Genomic DNA, 18,086 nt, shown 5'->3' with positions numbered 1-18,086 from the left:
ATTTTTGAGAGGACTGGCAAAGCTTGCCAGTCCTCTTTTCTTAATAAAAAGCTTAATGCTTAAGGCAGGTTTCCATAAAAATTTATACCATGACGGGTTAAAAGGAAAAGCACCAGACTACGTCTTGGGAGAGTATGACCAGTTAAAATCGTTAAAATATAGACAATTTAAGAGGATTAAAAAAGCTTGACAAACGGTTACAGTACAACTATACTAGTCTTAACTGGTCATGACCACTAATGATGACCGAGGGGGAATTACTTGTGGATAAAATCGAATTAATTGAGAGAAAGGCGTTTAATATCCGAAATGATATTGTAAAAACCATTATAGAGAATGGTGATGGTCATGCCGGACCGTCCCTATCCTGTACGGACATTTTGGCGACACTGTACTTTGGGGTGATGAAGGTTGATGTTAACAAACCCAAATGGGAAAAAAGAGACCGTCTTATCCTGAGCGCGGGGCATAAATGCCTGGCGCTGTACGCGGCGCTGATTGAAAAGGGATTTGAGAGTGAGCGGGTACTGCATAGCTATAATCATTTAGGGACAATCGTGCCAGGACATCCGGATATGAAGAAGTTCCGGGGGGTGGATTTCAGTTCCGGAGCTCTGGGACATGGGCTGCCAATTGGCTGCGGTATGGCTCTGGACGCAAAGCTTAAAAGCCATGACAACCGAGTATTTGTGCTCATGGGCGACGGTGAGCAGGGAGAAGGCTCTAACTGGGAAGCGGCAATGTTTGCAGCGCACCATAAGCTTGACAATCTGGTTGCCATTATTGACCGGAACGGCCTGCAGATCAACGGCACAACAAAAGAGGTGCTTAACAGTGCAGATCTTGCGGAAAAATATAAAAGCTTCGGATGGGCAGTAGAGGTTGTAGATGGCCACGATGTGGCGGCAATGTTAGAAATTTTTGAACGGACACCCGCTCAGGCCGGCAAGCCGACGATGGTGATTGCCAATACCATCAAAAGCAAGGGAATGTCTTTTGCGGAAAACAACGTGAAATATCATCACTGGAATCCGGGAAGAGATTCGGAGGAGGCCAGACAGGCATTGGTAGATTTACACAACTATCAGAAAGCAAAGGGGTGGTCATAATGGCAGAAACAAAATTGAATCCAAGAGATGTCTTCGGCGAAGTGCTTCTGGAAATTGGAAAAACAGACGAACGCGTTATGGCCATATCCTGTGATTCCGGCGCCGGTTCCGGCATGAACTCTTTTAAAGACGCGCTGCCCTTACAGTATTTAGAGGTTGGGATCAGCGAGCAGGACGCCATCGGCATTTGCGCCGGCCTGGCGGAATCCGGCAGAGTGCCGGTGGTATCAGCCATCGCTCCCTTTATCAGCATGCGGTGCTTTGAACAGATCCGAAATGATGTGGGCTACTCTAACATGAACGTAAAGATTATTGGTTCAAGCAGTGGTCTGTCTCATTCTAATTTGGGCTCTACCCACCAGGCGCTGGAGGATATAGCGATTTTAAAAACAGTGCCGAATATGGTGATTTTTAATCCTGGCGATGGCTATGAGGTAGAAATGTCGCTCAGAAAGGCTGTGGCGTGTAAAGGTCCTGTTTATATCCGGATGCCGCGAAACGCCATGGAAATGCCAGTAGATCCGGAAAAGCGCAGCTTTGAAATCGGCAAGGGGGAGAGCCTTCTGGACACCGGCGACGATGTGGTCATTCTGGTTACAGGGACGCTGAGTATTGATGCGCTGGAAGCAGGACAGCGGCTGGCAGAAAAGGGCTATAAGGTCAAGGTGCTGAATTTTACAACCGTTAAACCACTGGATAAAAAGCTGATCCGTAACGCGTATAAAAACTGCCGGCTTATGTGTACGGTAGAGGAGCACATCACCACTGGCGGCTTTGGAAGCAGTGTGCTGGAGCTTCTTTCAGACATGCCGCATCATGCACCAGTACATGTACTGGGCATTGAGGCGGGTTCTACTCAGACAGGGCCGTACCGTGAGCTTTTAGATTACTATGGTTTAAGCGCGGATAAGCTTACAGAGACCATTGAAACTTACATTCATAATTTAGCATAAGGAGAGAGACATGGAGATTAAATGCAGTTTAAACACATTCAAGAAAACAGACGTCACATTCATTGACAGCGAAAAGGCTTATATCAGCAGAGTGGCCGACCGGCCCATCGCTTTTGAGACCTTTCAGGCATTAAAGCCATACGTGAAATCCGTCGGCGTGACCGACGAATTTAAAAAGGTCATCGACACCTTTGATGTGCCAGAGGGAGAAACGCCGGCAGGCTTCCGGATAGAATATAAGCTGGAGGAGGACGGTGCCCTCAGAGCAGATTTGGTAAGAGATATCAGCTATGACAAAAATGGCATGAAACGGCCGACAAATGTCCTGTTTTCAGCAGACAGCGCCAATCCTTACGAAGTAGCGCCTATCAAAAATATTCTCGCAAACCTGACCTGTAACCCTGGGATCATCTATGATCTGTTCATCAATAATCCAAAAGCAAATGTCGGCAACCAGTTTAAAACAAGAGACGAGGTTATGGCAGAAATCGGCAGGATTCTTGGCCCTGGAGCAGACATCAGCGTTGAGCTGAACGACCCCTTCGGCAAATCTGACGCTGAGATTCTGGAAGAAGCCGCCAAATTTAAAGAGATGCTGTCCGAATACCGCGTGGTCATCAAGGTCCCTCACACTGGACCAGTCAGCAAAGAAACCGTTGACCAGCTCCTTACAGGTGACAAGAAATTTTCAATCCCCTGCGACGCACCCGGTACAGCCGAAGCGCTGAGAGGCCACAATATCGCATTAATGCTTCAGGAAAACGGCTATCGGGTTAATTTCACCCTGATGTTTGAGCCCTATCAGACCGCCCTTGCACTGCAGGCAAAGCCCTATTTTATCAACAGCTTTGTCCGCCACCGCTTTATGCAGTCCGAAATTATGAAAAAAGGGCTCGCGGCTTATGAAGCAACACGAGATCCCAGGTACCTTGAGGACATTAAAAAAATGTTTGCCGAAAAAGACTACCTGTGTAAAGGGCAGGAAATGGACCTTTTGAGCGTTAAGCAGGCAGCTGAGGATATGCTGAAGTACCGGCACTTTGACGACCATGAAGGGGCTGACGGACTGGACAGTGTGAGACATAACCTGAGATGGTTTAAAAACACCAATCTGGCCGATTCAAGACTGATTATCTGCAGTATGGAAGGGCCGCTCAATTACCCAGATATCGACAAGCTGCTGGTCGAGGACGAATTCAGCGATCTGGTCAACCGTGTGGTTATTACAGCAGAACCAAACTATCTGGCGCGCTTTACCTCCTGCAACCAGGTAATCAGCTATCAGCGCCGGTTTATGAACGCAGCCAGCGGCGCAAAATAAAATCAGAATAAGAAATGAGGTCATGAAATGAGTTATGTAAACATGGAAAAAATATTGAAGGATGCCAGAAAAGGCGGGTATGCTGTCGGCGCCTTCAACATTGTCAATCAAATGACAGCAAAGGCGGCTGTGGAAGCTGCAGAAGAGCTGAATTGCCCGATCATTCTTCAGACCTCGGTCAAAACCGTCAAGCAATTTGGAATTGAAGAAATGATGCAGTTTTTAAAACCGATTGTGGAAAAGGCAAAGGTAGATGTGGCAGTGCATCTTGACCATTCGACCGATGTGGATTTTACCATTGCCTGTATTGACGGCGGCTGGAGCTCAGTTATGTACGATGGCTCAAAACTGCCGCTGTCGGAAAATATCGCGAATACCAAAAAAATTGTACAAGCCGCCCATACAAAAGATGTTACCGTCGAAGGTGAGCTTGGAGCGATTGTGGGTGTCGAGGATGATATTGTCGTCGATGAAGACCAGAGCGCTCTGGCTAATCCAGAAGACTGTAAGGTGTATCTGGAAGAAACAAAAATTGATGCCTTTGCCCCGGCCATCGGTACAGCCCACGGCGTATATAAAGGCGAGGTTAAAATTGATTACGACCTTTTTGAAAACATCAACAGCTTTTCGCCCTGCCCGCTGGTACTGCATGGCGGTACCGGTCTGAGTACGGGTACCTTTAAACGGCTGATCAGTTTGGGTGCGGCAAAAGTCAATATTTCAACAGCGATCAAGATTGCCTACTGCGGCGGTATGAGAGACTACACAAAGCTGCGGCCTGATGAAAATGACCCACTGAAGCTGGATGCCTTTGTAAAAGATAAAGTCAAAGAAGTGGTTAGAAATCACATCACACTGTTCAGTTTATTGGAAGATTAGGAAGTGAGCATATGGATTATAAACCAAATTATCTCTGTGACCTGCACAGCCACACCACCCGTTCAGACGGCAACGATACCCCGAAGGAATTTCTGGATACCGCGGCTGAACTGGGGATGAAGGTTGTTGCCATTACAGACCATGATGTACTGCCGCCTGAGAAGATTGAGGTGGGCGGGCTCATGGTCGATGTGGAGCGCTACGCCCAGAAGAAAGGCATGAAGGTTTTAAAGGGAATTGAGTTTTCCTGTGAAACAGAAGTGGAAGATGTGCATCTGGTAGCCTTTGGCTGCGATTACTCAAGCCCTGAAATTTTGGCCATGAACCGGATCATCGTTCAGAGTAAGATTGATTCCTACAGAAGGCTGACCGAGCTGCTGACAGAGAAAGGTTTTCCCATAAGCTGGGAGGAAGTGCTGAATTACAATGATATTCCAAGAAAGCCGGAGGATGTCCAGAAAAAAATTATCTTTAACCTTATGGCTGAGAAGGGATATACCGAAACCTGGAGTGACGCCAAGCTGATGATCCGCAACACTCCGGAATACAGTGTGAAACGTGAAAAGCCAGACCCCCTGGCCATTATTGATATTGTACACCGCGCGGGAGGAATCGTTATATTGGCGCACCCCTATCTCATTGACGAGAGCGTTAAGACAAAAGCTTTGGAATGTTCGAGAGCTGAATATATTGAGCGCCTGATCAAGGGTGGGCTGGATGGTATCGAAGCCTCCTACACCTATGATAAAACAACTTACAATGGTCCGCTGACAAAGGAAGAAATCATAGAACAGGTACGCAGAGATTACATTGACAGGGTCGCGATCATTTCCGGAGGCTCAGACTACCACGCGGACTATAAGAAGTCCAGCAAAAAAGTCCGGAACATTGGCGAATGCGGCATTACACCAGAGTATTTTTACAGCAATGAGCTGCTTTCCAGATTGTAGGTGAACAAATGGGAAAAAAATATGATCTAATTATTTTTGATCTGGACGGGACATTGGTAGACTCCGCGGCTGATATTGTGGCTACCGTCCAATATATTATTGAAAAGTATGGATTCGAACCAAAATCAGACACTTTTATAAGGAGCTGCATTGGCGGAGGCGCGCGCAATGTCCTGCTCAGGAGCCTTGGAGAAAATAAAGAAGTGTTGATTGACAGTGAGATTCTGCCGCTGTTTAAAAGTTATTACGAGGAAAATTGTGCCGTATACACCAGCCTGTATCCCGGCGTTAAGGAAGTGTTGGAGCATTACCAGAAAATGGGCAGACCAATGGCTCTGGCGACCTATAAAATCAGAAGCGCTACGGAAAAGATTATGAAAGCCCTGGCGTTCAATCAGTATTTTGACTATCTGGTGACAGCAGATGATGTGAAAAATCCTAAACCTCATCCGGAATGTATTCAGAAAATACTGGCGCACTACCAGATGCAGCCAGAACAGGCAGTGCTGGTGGGGGACACAAAAACAGACTTTATGACAGGACACAACGCAGGGGTAGATGTGTGTGCAGTGACCTATGGATATGGCAGCAGCGATGTGCTGAGAGGTCTGGGACCAGCCTATATGGTGGATGCAATGAGTGAAATAAAGGAACTGCTCCTTTAAAAAGAGAATACAGGAGGAAAACAATGGTAGATTTATCAAAAATGGATAAGTGGTCATTAGGAAAGTGTTTTGACCATTCGGTATTGCCCAAGGATACAACAGAAGAGGATATCCGCAGAGGCTGTCGGGAAGCAAAGGCTTATAACTGTGCGGCGTTTTATTCGGCATCACCCTATTGGACACCTGTGGTAAAGGAAGAACTTGAAGGAACGGATATTCATATTGCGACAGGCTTGGATTTTCCGTTTGGCGCGTCAACTGTAAAAATGAAGGGACTTGAGACAGAGGAGGCTGTCCGCCTCGGGTGTACGGCGCTGGACATGGTCATGAATATTGGAGCGCTCAAAGATAAGAATTACAAAGAGGTAAAGGCTGGTCTGGACGCTTTTGTAAAAGCAGCGGAAGGAAACCTGACGAAATGTATCATGGACGTTAATTTTTTAACGGACGATGAAATTATTGCAGCATGTAATTTGATTGCCGAAGCGGGGATTGACTACGCGAAAACCTCGACAGGACAGTTTGAAGGGCCATCAATGGATCAGTTTTTACTCATGAAAAAAACATTAAAGGATTCCAATATTAAGCTGAAGGTTGCCGGTGTCAAATTTCCGAGACCGCAGAATGCCTATGCATTTTTGCTGGCAGGCGCAGATTTAATCGGGACCCGCGCGGCTGTGGCGATTATAGACGCCTTAGACCAGATGCGCGAGATTGGTATTGTACCGCCGCTGCAAAAGTAAAAGAGTGGATTCAACAGATTATACCAGGAGAAAGAAATGATCGATTTAAAAAAGTTAACCAAGTGGGACGCCGGAAAGCTGTTTGATTATGCCATTCTGCCTAAGGACACCGATGAAGAAGCGATCCGTAAGGGGTGCCGGGAGGCAAAAGCTTATAACTGCGCGGCTTTCTATTCCTCTTCACCCTATTGGACGCCGATTGTCGTAGAAGAATTAGGCGATACGGACGTTAACATTGCGACGGGAATCAGCTTTCCGTTCGGTTCACAGCCCTCGGCTGTAAAAGCCATGGAAACAGAGCTGGCTGTGAAAGCAGGCTGTACATGTCTGGATATGGTAATTAATATAGGCGCTCTAAAAGATAAAAAATATGATGTTGTCAAACAGGAGCTTGTTGATTTTAAAAATGCGGCTCAGGGACGTATGACAAAAGGAATTTTAGACGTTGCGTTTCTCACAGATGATGAGATAAGGGCTGGGTGCGAGCTGATCAAGGAAGTTGGCCTTGATTATGCAAAATCAGCGACAGGGCAGTTTGAGGGGCCGACGATGGAGCAGGTTCTCATTATGAAAGAAACGATTGCGGATTCCAATGTTAAGCTGAAGGTCTCTGGCGTTAAGTTTCCGAGACCACAGAACGCATGGGCCTTTATTATGGCAGGCGCAGAGCTGATTGGAACACGGTCTGCACCGGAAATTATTGATTCGATGGATCAGATGCGTGAAATTGGGTTACTGCCGCCTTATGAAGGATAAGCCAGCAGATAAGCCAGAATATAAATTAAAGGATAAGCAGGATAAGGAGTAAAAAATGATTGATTTTTCAAAAATGACAAAAAAAGACGTTGGCAAATGTTTCGACTATTTCATTGGCCCAAAGGACACGACAGAAGCGATTATACGCAAAGAGTGTAAAACAGCCATTGAATACAATGTAAAGGCTTTTTGCTTCTCTTCTTCAATCTGGTCATCTGTGGTTGCGGAAGAATTAAAGGGGACCGATATTTTAGTTGGCGCAGGGATTGGATTCCCGTTTGGGCAGCAGACCAGCGCAGTTAAATGTTTTGAGACAGAAGAAGCTGTAAGAATGGGAGCGACCGTTTTAGATAATGTCATGAATGTTGGTCTGATGAAAGACAAAAAATACGACCAGATTCTTCAGGAATTTAAAGATTATAAAAAAGCGGCAGGACCGGCAATCACAAAAATGATCCTGGAAGTATGCATGCTGACAGATGAAGAAATTCGTATTGGTTGTGAGCTTATTGCAGAAGCGGGACTTGACTGGGCCAAATCATCAACAGGACAGTGGGAAGGCCCAACGATGGAACAGGTACGCATTATGGCCAAGACCCTGGAAGGAAGCGATACAAAGGTAAAGGTATCCGGCGTTAAATTTCCAAGAGCGCAAAACGCTTATTGCTTCTTAATGGGCGGAGCAGAATTGATCGGTACACGCCAGGCGCCGCAGATCATTGACTCTTTAGATATGATGCGTGAAATTGGCGTTGTTCCAAAATATGAAGGTTAAATTTAAAATAATAACAAAATAAAGGAGTAAAAAAATGGTTGATTTATCGAAAATGACAAAACGTGACATGGGAAAGCTGATTGATTTTTCTGTTCTGGGCAAAGACTCAACAGAAGAGGACATCCGTAAAGGGTGCCGGACCGCTATTGAGTACAACTGCAAGGCATTCTGTTTTTCATCCTCTTACTGGACCCCGGTCGTTGCTGAGGAATTAAAAGGAACAGATCTGTTGGTCGGGGCAGGGATCGGTTTTCCTTTTGGACAGCAGAGCAGCGCGGTAAAATGTTTTGAAGCAGAAGAAGCCGTTCGTTTGGGTGCAACAGTCTTGGATAACTGTATGAATGTTGGCGATTTAAAAGAAGGAAAATACGATAAGGTCTTGCAGGAATTCAAGGACTATAAAAAAGCAGCGGGACCGGCAATGACCAAGATGATCATTGAAACCTGTATGTTAACCAAAGAAGAAATTGTAACCGCTACCAAGCTGGTGGCCGAAGCAGGTATCGACTGGGTTAAGACCTCGACAGGACAATATGCAGGACCAAGTGTCTCAGACGTTATCTTAATGGTAGAAGCATTGGAAGGTTCTGACACCAAGGTAAAGGTTGCAGGGGTTAAGGCGCCGCGTCCGCAGAATGCATTTGCCTTTATTTTAGCCGGAGCAGAATTGATCGGAACTCAGGGCGGCAAAGAAATTTTAGACGGCGTTGATGATTTACGGAAAATTGGATTAATTCCCGCATACCAGGGATAAAGCAAAAAACATACTGCCAAAATCAGAGTTGGGGGACTTTGATCAGAGATTTAATATTAAAAACTAAAACGAAGTTATAGAGGAGAAACAAAATGGGAAAATATTTAGTTGGTATGGACGCCGGAACGACCGGCTGTAAAGTATGCGTTTTTGACCTTGAAGGAAACCTTATTGGGAGCGATTACCGTGAATACCCATGTTACTACCCGAATGAAGGCTGGGTAGAACAAATTCCGGAGGATATGACCCCGGCATTGTTCAAAACATGTAAGGAAGCCATCCGTAAGGCGCAGGTAGACCCAAAGGATATCATGGCTGTGGGGCTTTCTTCCCAGGGGTCTGTTATCGGTCTTTTAGATGAAGAAGGCGAACTGATCCGCCCGTTTGTAGGCTGGCAGGATCTCCGAGGCAGCGAGGAAGAAATAAAATGGATTACAGATCAGATTCCAAGAGAAGAATATTACCAGCTGACTGGCGATCCGCTGGGAATGTGCTTTAGTATCGCGAAATTAGTGTGGCTTAAACATCATGAGCCGGAAAACTGGAATAAAACAGCCATGTTCTCCACACATCAGGACTATTTTCTCAAGCAGCTTGGCGCAGATGGGTATTATACAGACTTTTCATCTGCAAGCCGCGAGGGTATGATGGATATCAACAATAAATGCTGGTCGAAGCGCATGCATGATATGTTAGGGATTCCGCTGGAAAAAAGAGCTGAGTTGGTAGACGAACCGGGGAAAGTTGTCGGACATATTCCAAAGGATGTCGCAGAATTGACTGGTTTGGCTGAAGGAACACCAATCTGTGTCGGCGCTCACGACCAGAACTGTAATACCTTTGGCTCGGGCGGTGTGGATGATGGAACAGCAGTTGTGGTAATGGGAACCTTCGGCTCATGCTTTATTGTGAGTGATGAACCGATCCGCGATCCAAAGGGAAGACTCGTTGTTAAGGGGAATCATGGCGTTGGTAATTACACCATCGAGGCCTTTTCAAATACATCCGCCTCAAGTTACCGCTGGTACCGCGATACATTCTGTGACATTGAAAAATTTTCGGCTGAGCTGGTCAAAACAGACCCGTATGAGCTCATCAACGCGCAGATTGCAGACGTACCGCCAGGAGCAAATGGTATAACCTTTTTACCATACCTGCAGGGGGCGTCCGGCTCTAAAATCAATGATAAGGCACGCGGTGTTTTTATCGGAATGTCTCTTGGAACAAAAAAAGCTGATATGGCAAGGGCGGTAATGGAAGGCATCAGCTTTGAGGTATATGATATCATTAACGCAGAGCTGGAAGCTGGGATCAAAATCAACTCAATTCGTTTGACAGGCGGCGCCGCGAAATCTCCGATGTGGTGCCAGATGCTGGCCGACATTTTCAAACTGCCTATCCAGCTGCTGAGCGCAGGAGAAACAGGCTGCTTAGGGGCTGCTCTGTACGCTGGCATCGGCGTTGGCGCTTATGAAAACTGCCGGGATGCAGCTGAAAAAGCGGTTCAACTGACAGAAGTTTTCGAACCTAATCCCGAAAAATTCGCAGCTTATGATAAAGCTTATCAGCGTTTTATCAACGTTTATAACGCCTTGGACAACCGTATATTCTAATAAAAAACATATACGTACTGGCCAGGTTGACACTGGCCAGTATTTTATTTTGGAGGAAAAATGGATACGCAAAACAGCGGTTTTAATATTTATGAAAGGCATGATTTTGACTGTGAATGTGGGAGACATCATAAGATGCCGATTGGAGAGGTCGTTATTGATTCGGGTGCGGCAAGAAAGCTGCCTTATTATGTCAAAGCACTTGAGCTTGGTAAAAAGGGGATACTCGTAACAGACGAGGTGATTTTTGGTTCCATTGGCAGGGAAATCTACGCATATTGGCAGGAGCAGGGGCTTGAGATTGAATGCTATGTGCTCAAAGGCCATATCCGCCCGGATGAGCACACGGTTGGGAATGTTGTCTGCAATACGCCCTTCGACGCTGATTATATCGTATCATTAGGGGGCGGAACAGTGACGGATGTGGTCCGTTATGTGGCAACACGCCTGAAACTGGAATGTGTTTCTATTCCGTCGGCCATGACGATGGATGGTTTTTTTACAAACATGTCCATTATCATTGTCGATGGGCTCCAGGTTACATATTACCTTAATTATCCCAGTTTGCTTCTGGCCGATTCCGATATTATTGCTAAAGCGCCGAGTGTCATGAACGCTGCCGGTGTGGGCGAGGTGATCTCTAAAATAAGCGCAGGTATGGACTGGTATGCAGGAAAATTGATTAAGGACATTTATTATTGTGACCGGGTAGAAGCGATGATGGGCGAGTGTATCGCCGAAGGGGCCGCAGATGAGACAATAGAGGGGATCGTGCCAGGAGAGAAAAAGGCCATTGAAAATTTAACAGATGCCTTGTATAAAAGTGCGGTGGCGATGGCGTGGTATGATTCATCGCCCTGTGGCTCCGGTGCTGAGCACCAGCTGAACCATTTCTGGATTAAATGCCAGGATGAAAAGGGTGTGCCGCAATCAATGCACGGCCAGGAGGTCGGTGTTGGGGCCGTTATCAACACCATGATTTGGGAAGAAATTATGGCGATCGATTTTGAGCGCTTCGATGTTGAAAAGGCTGTGGAAAAAACCTGGGACAGAGGCGAATGGGAAAAGGAAATCCGAGCGGTTTATGGCGAGGGCGCGGAGAGTATTCTGGAATTACAGGCAGAAAACCATTCCTTTGACAAAGCAGTAAGACGAAATGAAATAGAAAAGATTATTGAGCACCGTGAAGCACTGGCCAAACGTTTTGAAGCGATGCCTTCGTCCGGGGCCCTTATTGAAAAACTAAAAAAAGCAGGCGCTCCATGGCACCCAAAACAGCTGCAGATTGATAAGGATGAGCTGGTAAAGAGCCTGTACTTTGCAAAGGAAACGCGCAGCGGCCGTTACAATGCACTTTGGTTGGCTGAAGCCCTTGGTATCATGGAAGATGTTTCGAGTAAAATAATAAAAAAACTGGAGTTCTAAGGCCATTCCGGTTTAAATTGAAGCCATAAGAAAGTTTGCGTTATAACAAAGTGGTTTACGATATTGAAAAAGCGTTTAAGATTATGGTATGATATAGACACACACTTTCAGGAGGATTAAAGATGAATAGTATTGAAAGAAATAATCCAAAGCCACTTTATGTTCAGTTAGAAGAGCTGATACGAAATAATATCGACACCGGCATTTGGAAACCACAAACTGCAATCCCCTCTGAAAGCGAGCTGAGCAAAGAGTATGATCTAAGCCGTATGACCATTCGAACGGCTTGTCAGAATCTGGTTCAGGAGGGTGTACTCTACCGCGTTCCAGGTAAGGGTACCTTTGTATCTGAGCCAAAGATTATGACAGAATCTTTAGCGTATATGGGCTTTCGGGAGCAGCTTGAGCGTATGGGGTACGAAACGACGACAAAACTGTTGGACTCTGCCATTATCCAGGCTTCAGGCAGCGTATCGAGAAAGCTGCGCATTCCCGAGGCTGCGCCGGTTATGCTGATTGAGCGTATGCGATATCTTAAGGGCAGGCCGATCAGTCTGCATTACTCTTATATCCCAGTACAGTTGTGCGAGGGAATCGAAAAGCATGATCTTGTTGATGAGCAGCTGTGTATTATTCTTGAGAAAGAATATCAGCTGTTGCCCACACGCATACAGGAAACGTTAGAATCCGTCAAGGCATCTAAAAAAGAATCCCAGCTTTTCCGCGTGGAAGAAAGCTATCCGCTTCTGATTCTTGAGGATATTCTTTTTGCACAGGACGATACGCCCTACGAGTATTCTAAAGTTGTCTTTCGTGGAGATAAAATCAAATTGAAGTATGAGTTTCATAATTTATAAACGTGGTGAGACCAGCCGCTTCAAGAGCCTTATAAAACCTGGATATTATTACGATAGCAGGTCTTTCAGGCCTGAGCTGCTGGTCTTTTTATTTAAAATATCGTCAACCAACTGATAAGCGCAGGCCATTAAGTTCAGGAGGAAACAAAATGTCAGACGATTGTAAAATACGAAAAGATTATGTGGAGTTTTTAAAAGCATTGATTGAAATACCGTCTCTTTCTGGAGAAGAAGGCAAAGCCGCAAAATTTATGCAGAATGCTTTAGACCAGATTGGCGTCACGCCGCAGGTCGATAAAGCGGGCAATGTCTATGGAGAAATAGCCTGTGGAGACGGGCCGACAGTCTTGCTGAACGGACACCTTGATGTGGTGCCCGAAGGAAATTTGGAGGCGTGGAAGCCTTACAGTCCTTTTAAAGCGGCCGTAGAGGAGGATGTGCTGATCGGTAGGGGCGCCAGTGATTTAAAGGCAGGGCTGGCAGCACAGTTTTTTGCATTTAAGCAGATTAAGCAGGCCCTGGATGCGGGGGCCTCTCTGAAAGGCAAGATTATTTTTTCGGCGGTCGTGCATGAGGAAGCGGCAGAAATGCTGGGAATGCAGTATCTTATTGACCATACCCTTGAAGGTGAAAGCATTGATTTGTGTATTCTGTGTGAGCCGAGCTCAGGAAGGGTGGCGTTGGGACACCGTGGAAAGGTAGAGCTTGTCGTTAAAACAATGGGAAAGACAGCGCATTCCTCCCAGCCAAAGCAGGGAATCAACGCGCTTGAAAAAATGCTGCCTGTTATGCAGTATATTTTCGAGGAGATGCCCGGGACGCTTAAAGCCCATCCGGTTTTGGGCGATAATTCAGTTACAATAACCGACTGTATTGTCCGTCCGGGCGCACAGAGTATTATTCCTGATGAATGTGAAATATCCATTGACCGGCGCTATTCGCCGGATGAAACACTGGAGGACGTGGTGCGTCAGCTTAAGACGGTAATTGACGGCTTTGCGGAAAAGGATCCGGAATTTAAGGCCGAGGTATATCCGCGGGCTTACTGTGAAAAAACTTACACAGGTTACACCTGTGAAGTGAATAAATATCATCCGCCCTGGGCGACAGACCAGCAGATACCTGTGGTAAAAAAGGCTCTGGACGCATTGGAGAACGCAGGACAAAAGCCGGAGTGCTTTTACTGGAAATTTGGTACAGATGGTGGATATACCGCGGGACTGCGTGGGATTCCGACCATTGGATACTCTCATGCTGAAGAGAAATGGGCGCATCAGCCGAAGGAACAGGTCAAAATTTCGCAGATGATGAAAACCATCAAGGGAACAGAGGCAATACTTGCCGCTGTCCTTGATTTGAAAAAGAAATAACAGATTAAAACTCGAAAAAGACCAGCCGTGCAGCTGGTCTTTTTATGGTGTATAGTTAAGTCCGGCCTTTCTTGCCTGGGAATGCTGGTCCCTGCGTTTGATCCGGTAGAGCTTATGGTCCTTTACCAGGCGCGCGCCGGTCTGTTGGAAATGAAAGGCGACTCTGGCGTCAACACACTGTCTGTGCAGGCTCAGTATCCAGTCGTAATGGCATACCCGTGCATTGAGGCCGGATTCACCGCCGACGGTTACCTGGCATACCCAGGAAGGATCGAGCCAGGGAGTGAGGTCGATAGGGCCGAGCAGGGGGGAGCACACAATACTTTTATAGCGGATGGGCGCCTCTTTAAACAGCGGCAGACGGTAGTCGGTCATGGCCTGGTTTTCAACCGTACAGCAGATATGAACATTGGGATAGCCGTCGCCCCAGTCCTCAGGGATACACGCTGCAAAGCGGTGGATACGCTTTGTGATAAACAAAAAGTTTAAGTCGGAGCGCTCACGCATCATCGCCCATACCTCTGGCCGCCAGGCGTCGGCAGCGTCCAGAAAGAAGTCGGAGGTAAAGCAGGTATAAACCATTTCGCCTGGAGGGATTTTAAAGCTTCCATCCCGTTTTTTTTTCAACAGCAGGTTAAAGCAGGAATTTTTAGATACCTGATGGCTGTCGCGGTCGTATTTCTCGTCCATACGGTAGACATAACAGTTCTGGCACCCAGCGCTGATCTTTTGACAGCCATGCCAGGGATTCCAGGTAATAGACATAGGATTCTCCTTCTAAAATAATAAAAGGCGTTCCGTTTTGGAACGCCACAGGTGCTTTAAGCGCCTTAATCTTATTAATAGACAATAACAGGGGTACCGTCCTCGATACCGTTATAGATGGCCTGAGCAGCCGCATATGGTGTGTTGACACAGCCGTGCGAGCCGCTGTTGACGTATATATTGCCGCCAAAGTCTGTGCGCCAGGAGGCGTCATGAATCCCGATATCGCCGGCATACGGCATCCAGAAGGTAACGGGTGAGGCGTAGCCCTCGCCCTTTAAAGTAACGTTCATCGCCTTGTAGTCAAGGCCATAAACACCACTTGGGGTGGCAAAACCGCCGCTCAGGCTTCCTGTAACAACAGGAGTGCCAACGACCAGGCCGCCGTTTTTGTAAAACCACATGTACTGCCCGCCGAGGCTGATTTCAACATAAGTGTTTCCATAGTCTGGAGAGCTGTGGCTTGCAGCTGTCTGCGCGTAAACCGGTTCACGGGTTACAGGCTGTCCTGCCTGGATAATTGGAATGAGCGCAGCGACCTCTTCGTCCTGGTCAATCAGCCAGCCGTAATCGCCGCCGGCAATGCTGACACTGCCGCCGCCGCTAGTCTGGAAGCTTCGCGTAATGCCATAGGTATCGTATTTATCCGATAAATTGGCCACATAGGTGGTCATGAGGTCCTGATTGAACTGGACATCCATATTGCCGTCCACAGCCAGCCAGGTATTAATGGTATTTTTATCAAGTACCTCTGTTGCGTCGCCAAAGGTATAGGTAACCATTGCGTTCAGATACTTGTTCATGGTATCCATCGCTTCTTTCACCTTAGCGGAATCCTTGGTAAAGGAAGGCTTTTTATAGCAGCCGGCCGCTTCCAGATCCAGCTCGGTATCGCCGGATAAAATAGCGTTTTTTACAGCGTCCTTTAGCTTGGCCGGATCCAGCTCGTTGCCGGTAACCTCTGGTTCGATCGTATAGCTTGTACCGTTGAATTTAGGATAAGCATTGGCGACCTTTACGACCTCTGCTCCGGATACAGCCTGAAGCTGGTTCAGTGCATTGGTGAGCTGAGCGTCATCGTAGCTGAAAGTCGCTTCCAGATCCTGATGACCCGACGGCACCAGAGACATGGGCCAGGCAAAAGCGTTCTGGTCATTTAACATCTGGGAAATTTTACCGTCGGAAATATAGCGCATATTGACCTGGTCTGCAGCGATGGTCTCGGTTTTTCCGCCGCGTTCCTTCAGTGTTAATGTGTGTGTCGCTGCGTTTTGCTGCATTTCCTGGTCGACCTGAGCGGCCGTTTTGCCAGTGACATTGAAGCCGTTCATGGTGGTATTAAAATAGAAACGAGTGCTGAAATAAAAGCTTAAGCCAAGGTAAATGGCCAGGATAATACCAATTCCAACACCGATGCCGATCCAGACCTTTTTATGGCTTTTTTTCTCTTCAGAATCCGGCGGTTCCTCGCCGTCTCCAGAATCATTGGCAGGGGTCTCCTCCTCAAAGGTGAGAACCTCGCCTGCTTGGTCGGCATCGCCTTCAGTTCCGCCCTCAGGCGGCCTGGGCGGGTCAATAACAGTTTCCTCCTGAGCCTCTGGCGCAGCAGGTTCATCAATGATGACCGCATCCTCCGGAGGGACAGGACGCTCAAAAAGAGAGGCGTTCTCAATCGCCTGCTCTTCGGGGGTACGCTCCTCGCGCTGATCTTGTAAATTCTTTTCATCCATAAGATTAAATCCTCTTTATTTGCAGTATATAATTGATTTTATCATTTTTTTAGGCAAAGGTAAATCTTTAATTTGTGAATATTAAGCCCTTCTGTGAACTTTAAGATTCATTTTGTGGACGAAGGCAGGTTGACAGGGTTACCAGGCAAAACGTATAATAAAATTATGTCTGAAGTTCGGACGACTGAAAATTTGGAGGTAAAAAACCGTGCTGGAATTTTTTATAAAGCCTGTAACGTCTGAAGGCGGCGTAAGCTATATGCCGACAGCCGCAGGATACGCGGCGCTTATCGCATTGATGGCCGTTGTGCTGGTAATCGCATCGCTTGTTGCCGGGAAAAATGAACACCGCCAGATCAGCACAAGGCATCTGACCTTTTGCGCTGCGGCCATTGCGCTGGCGGTAGTGACATCGAATATTAAGATTTTCCATTTGCCTACTGGCGGCTCTGTGACACTGTTCAGTATGCTTTTTATTACTTTGACAGGCTATTGGTATGGCCCAAAGACTGGGATTTTGGCGGCAATCGCCTATGGCATTCTGCAAATGGTGATAGACCCTTATATTTTGTATCCCCTTCAGGTGCTGGTTGACTATATACTTGCCTTTGGCGCGTTGGGCCTGTCGGGCTTTTTCACCCAGTCAAAGCATGGGCTCATAAAGGGATACCTGGCCGGCATCTGTGGCCGCTATGTGTTTGCGGTGCTTTCCGGCTGGCTGTTTTTCGGTTCCATGGCCTGGGAAGGATGGGGCGCGCTGCCCTACTCGATGGTGTACAACGCGGTCTATATTTTTTCGGAAGGCGCGCTGACAATGATTCTGCTGGCTGTTCCATCGGTATCGAAGGGACTGGCCCGTGTGCGCCAGATTGCGGAAATTTAATGCTTTGGATAAGATCAGTCTGGTTTGTTATCATTGGGATCATGTTTAAAGGACGCGGAGTGTGAGAGGATTTTACAGGGAAAAATTCCCGACAGCAGGTGCGGTGGTGGGTGCAGTAGTACAGACAGCAGCAGAAAAGGCAAAGCAGATATAAAAAACCTTCTTATTTATAATATAGTGAAAAACAAAAACACGCCTTGTAAGCGTGCTTTTGTATCTACAGCTCGGCCTCTTCCTTGCCGAGTTTTTTTCGTTCAACCAAACGGCCCATAAAGAAAGCCAGTATACCGACGCCGATACCCGTCTGGAGACAGAAGATCAAAGATTCCACTTCCCCAGGAAGCTCACCGTTAATCATCGTTTCAAGCACAGGCGTAAACCAGGGCTCATATTCGCCGCCCTGAATTTCCTCAATCATTGTGCTGCCTGCATCGTCAGAGCCGCCGAATTCAGCGCCCTGAAGGGCGAATAGCGGTACGACAACCAGTAAAGCGACAATCACCAGGAGAACGATCACTAATTTTTTGTTTTTACTCAT

At 46.9% G+C, this 18,086-nt stretch carries 18 protein-coding genes; 15 read left to right on the top strand and 3 right to left on the bottom strand.

The genetic code is table 11. The features are described 5' to 3' along the window. The first annotated feature begins 263 nt into the window (after positions 1-263). From CPZ25_RS10000 to CPZ25_RS09935, 14 genes are all read left to right on the top strand, one after another. Complete coding sequence (locus CPZ25_RS10000) at positions 264-1,109, top strand: transketolase (RefSeq protein WP_341473495.1); 846 nt, start codon at positions 264-266, stop codon at positions 1,107-1,109. Beyond that, positions 1,109-2,062, top strand: coding sequence for a transketolase family protein (locus CPZ25_RS09995; protein ID WP_058693479.1), 954 nt, complete (start codon positions 1,109-1,111; stop codon positions 2,060-2,062). Before CPZ25_RS10000 ends, CPZ25_RS09995 begins: the two co-directional genes overlap by 1 nt. A gap of 10 nt (positions 2,063-2,072) precedes the next feature. Then, positions 2,073-3,383, top strand: a complete 1,311-nt coding sequence (locus tag CPZ25_RS09990; RefSeq protein ID WP_096918685.1) for a transaldolase family protein — start codon at positions 2,073-2,075, stop codon at positions 3,381-3,383. A gap of 27 nt (positions 3,384-3,410) precedes the next feature. After that, a complete protein-coding gene (locus CPZ25_RS09985; RefSeq protein WP_058693481.1) occupies positions 3,411-4,262 on the top strand; it encodes a class II fructose-bisphosphate aldolase in 852 nt (283 codons plus the stop codon). Between the two features lie 11 nt (positions 4,263-4,273). Next, positions 4,274-5,212 (top strand): PHP domain-containing protein, encoded by a 939-nt coding sequence (locus CPZ25_RS09980; RefSeq protein WP_096918686.1) that lies wholly within the window; start codon positions 4,274-4,276, stop codon positions 5,210-5,212. Between the two features lie 8 nt (positions 5,213-5,220). After that, on the top strand, positions 5,221-5,877 hold the full coding sequence (locus CPZ25_RS09975) for an HAD family hydrolase (RefSeq protein ID WP_096918687.1): 657 nt from the start codon (positions 5,221-5,223) through the stop codon (positions 5,875-5,877). A 23-nt stretch (positions 5,878-5,900) separates the two neighbouring features. Next, positions 5,901-6,620, top strand: coding sequence for a deoxyribose-phosphate aldolase (gene deoC / locus CPZ25_RS09970; protein WP_058693484.1), 720 nt, complete (start codon positions 5,901-5,903; stop codon positions 6,618-6,620). A gap of 36 nt (positions 6,621-6,656) precedes the next feature. After that, the gene (gene deoC, locus CPZ25_RS09965) at positions 6,657-7,376 is read left to right on the top strand and encodes a deoxyribose-phosphate aldolase (protein WP_058693485.1); all 720 of its coding nucleotides are present in this window, start codon (positions 6,657-6,659) and stop codon (positions 7,374-7,376) included. Between the two features lie 55 nt (positions 7,377-7,431). Then, positions 7,432-8,151 (top strand): deoxyribose-phosphate aldolase, encoded by a 720-nt coding sequence (gene deoC / locus CPZ25_RS09960; RefSeq protein WP_058693486.1) that lies wholly within the window; start codon positions 7,432-7,434, stop codon positions 8,149-8,151. 34 nt (positions 8,152-8,185) lie between these two features. Further along, on the top strand, positions 8,186-8,905 hold the full coding sequence (gene deoC / locus CPZ25_RS09955; protein WP_074617541.1) for a deoxyribose-phosphate aldolase: 720 nt from the start codon (positions 8,186-8,188) through the stop codon (positions 8,903-8,905). Between the two features lie 92 nt (positions 8,906-8,997). Then, positions 8,998-10,518: a xylulokinase gene (locus CPZ25_RS09950; protein WP_058693488.1), complete on the top strand. Its 1,521-nt coding sequence runs from the start codon at positions 8,998-9,000 to the stop codon at positions 10,516-10,518. A gap of 60 nt (positions 10,519-10,578) precedes the next feature. Then, the gene (locus CPZ25_RS09945; RefSeq protein ID WP_096918688.1) at positions 10,579-11,943 is read left to right on the top strand and encodes a sn-glycerol-1-phosphate dehydrogenase; all 1,365 of its coding nucleotides are present in this window, start codon (positions 10,579-10,581) and stop codon (positions 11,941-11,943) included. Between the two features lie 122 nt (positions 11,944-12,065). Continuing rightward, entirely contained in the window at positions 12,066-12,800 is a 735-nt protein-coding gene (locus CPZ25_RS09940) for a GntR family transcriptional regulator (protein ID WP_013382171.1), read from the top strand. A gap of 149 nt (positions 12,801-12,949) precedes the next feature. Continuing rightward, positions 12,950-14,170 (top strand): M20 family metallopeptidase, encoded by a 1,221-nt coding sequence (locus tag CPZ25_RS09935; protein ID WP_096918689.1) that lies wholly within the window; start codon positions 12,950-12,952, stop codon positions 14,168-14,170. Between the two features lie 42 nt (positions 14,171-14,212). Here CPZ25_RS09935 and CPZ25_RS09930 read toward each other — a convergent pair whose 3' ends face one another. Together CPZ25_RS09930 and CPZ25_RS09925 are read right to left on the bottom strand one after the other, a co-directional pair. After that, a complete protein-coding gene (locus CPZ25_RS09930) occupies positions 14,213-14,935 on the bottom strand; it encodes a DUF5131 family protein (RefSeq protein ID WP_013382168.1) in 723 nt (240 codons plus the stop codon). Between the two features lie 74 nt (positions 14,936-15,009). Beyond that, positions 15,010-16,665: a L,D-transpeptidase family protein gene (locus tag CPZ25_RS09925; RefSeq protein WP_096918690.1), complete on the bottom strand. Its 1,656-nt coding sequence runs from the start codon at positions 16,663-16,665 to the stop codon at positions 15,010-15,012. Positions 16,666-16,873: 208 nt separating this feature from the next. On the opposite strand from CPZ25_RS09925, the gene CPZ25_RS09920 reads away from it, so the two are divergent. Continuing rightward, complete coding sequence (locus tag CPZ25_RS09920; protein ID WP_224168724.1) at positions 16,874-17,548, top strand: energy-coupled thiamine transporter ThiT; 675 nt, start codon at positions 16,874-16,876, stop codon at positions 17,546-17,548. Positions 17,549-17,765: 217 nt separating this feature from the next. Here the strand turns inward: CPZ25_RS09920 and CPZ25_RS09915 are convergent, their stop codons facing one another. Further along, entirely contained in the window at positions 17,766-18,086 is a 321-nt protein-coding gene (locus CPZ25_RS09915; protein WP_013382165.1) for an energy-coupling factor ABC transporter substrate-binding protein, read from the bottom strand.

Origin of the sequence: Eubacterium maltosivorans (assembly GCF_002441855.2) — a bacterium.
Taxonomy (GTDB): domain Bacteria; phylum Bacillota; class Clostridia; order Eubacteriales; family Eubacteriaceae; genus Eubacterium; species Eubacterium maltosivorans.
This window is presented reverse-complemented; position numbering and strand designations above follow the sequence as displayed.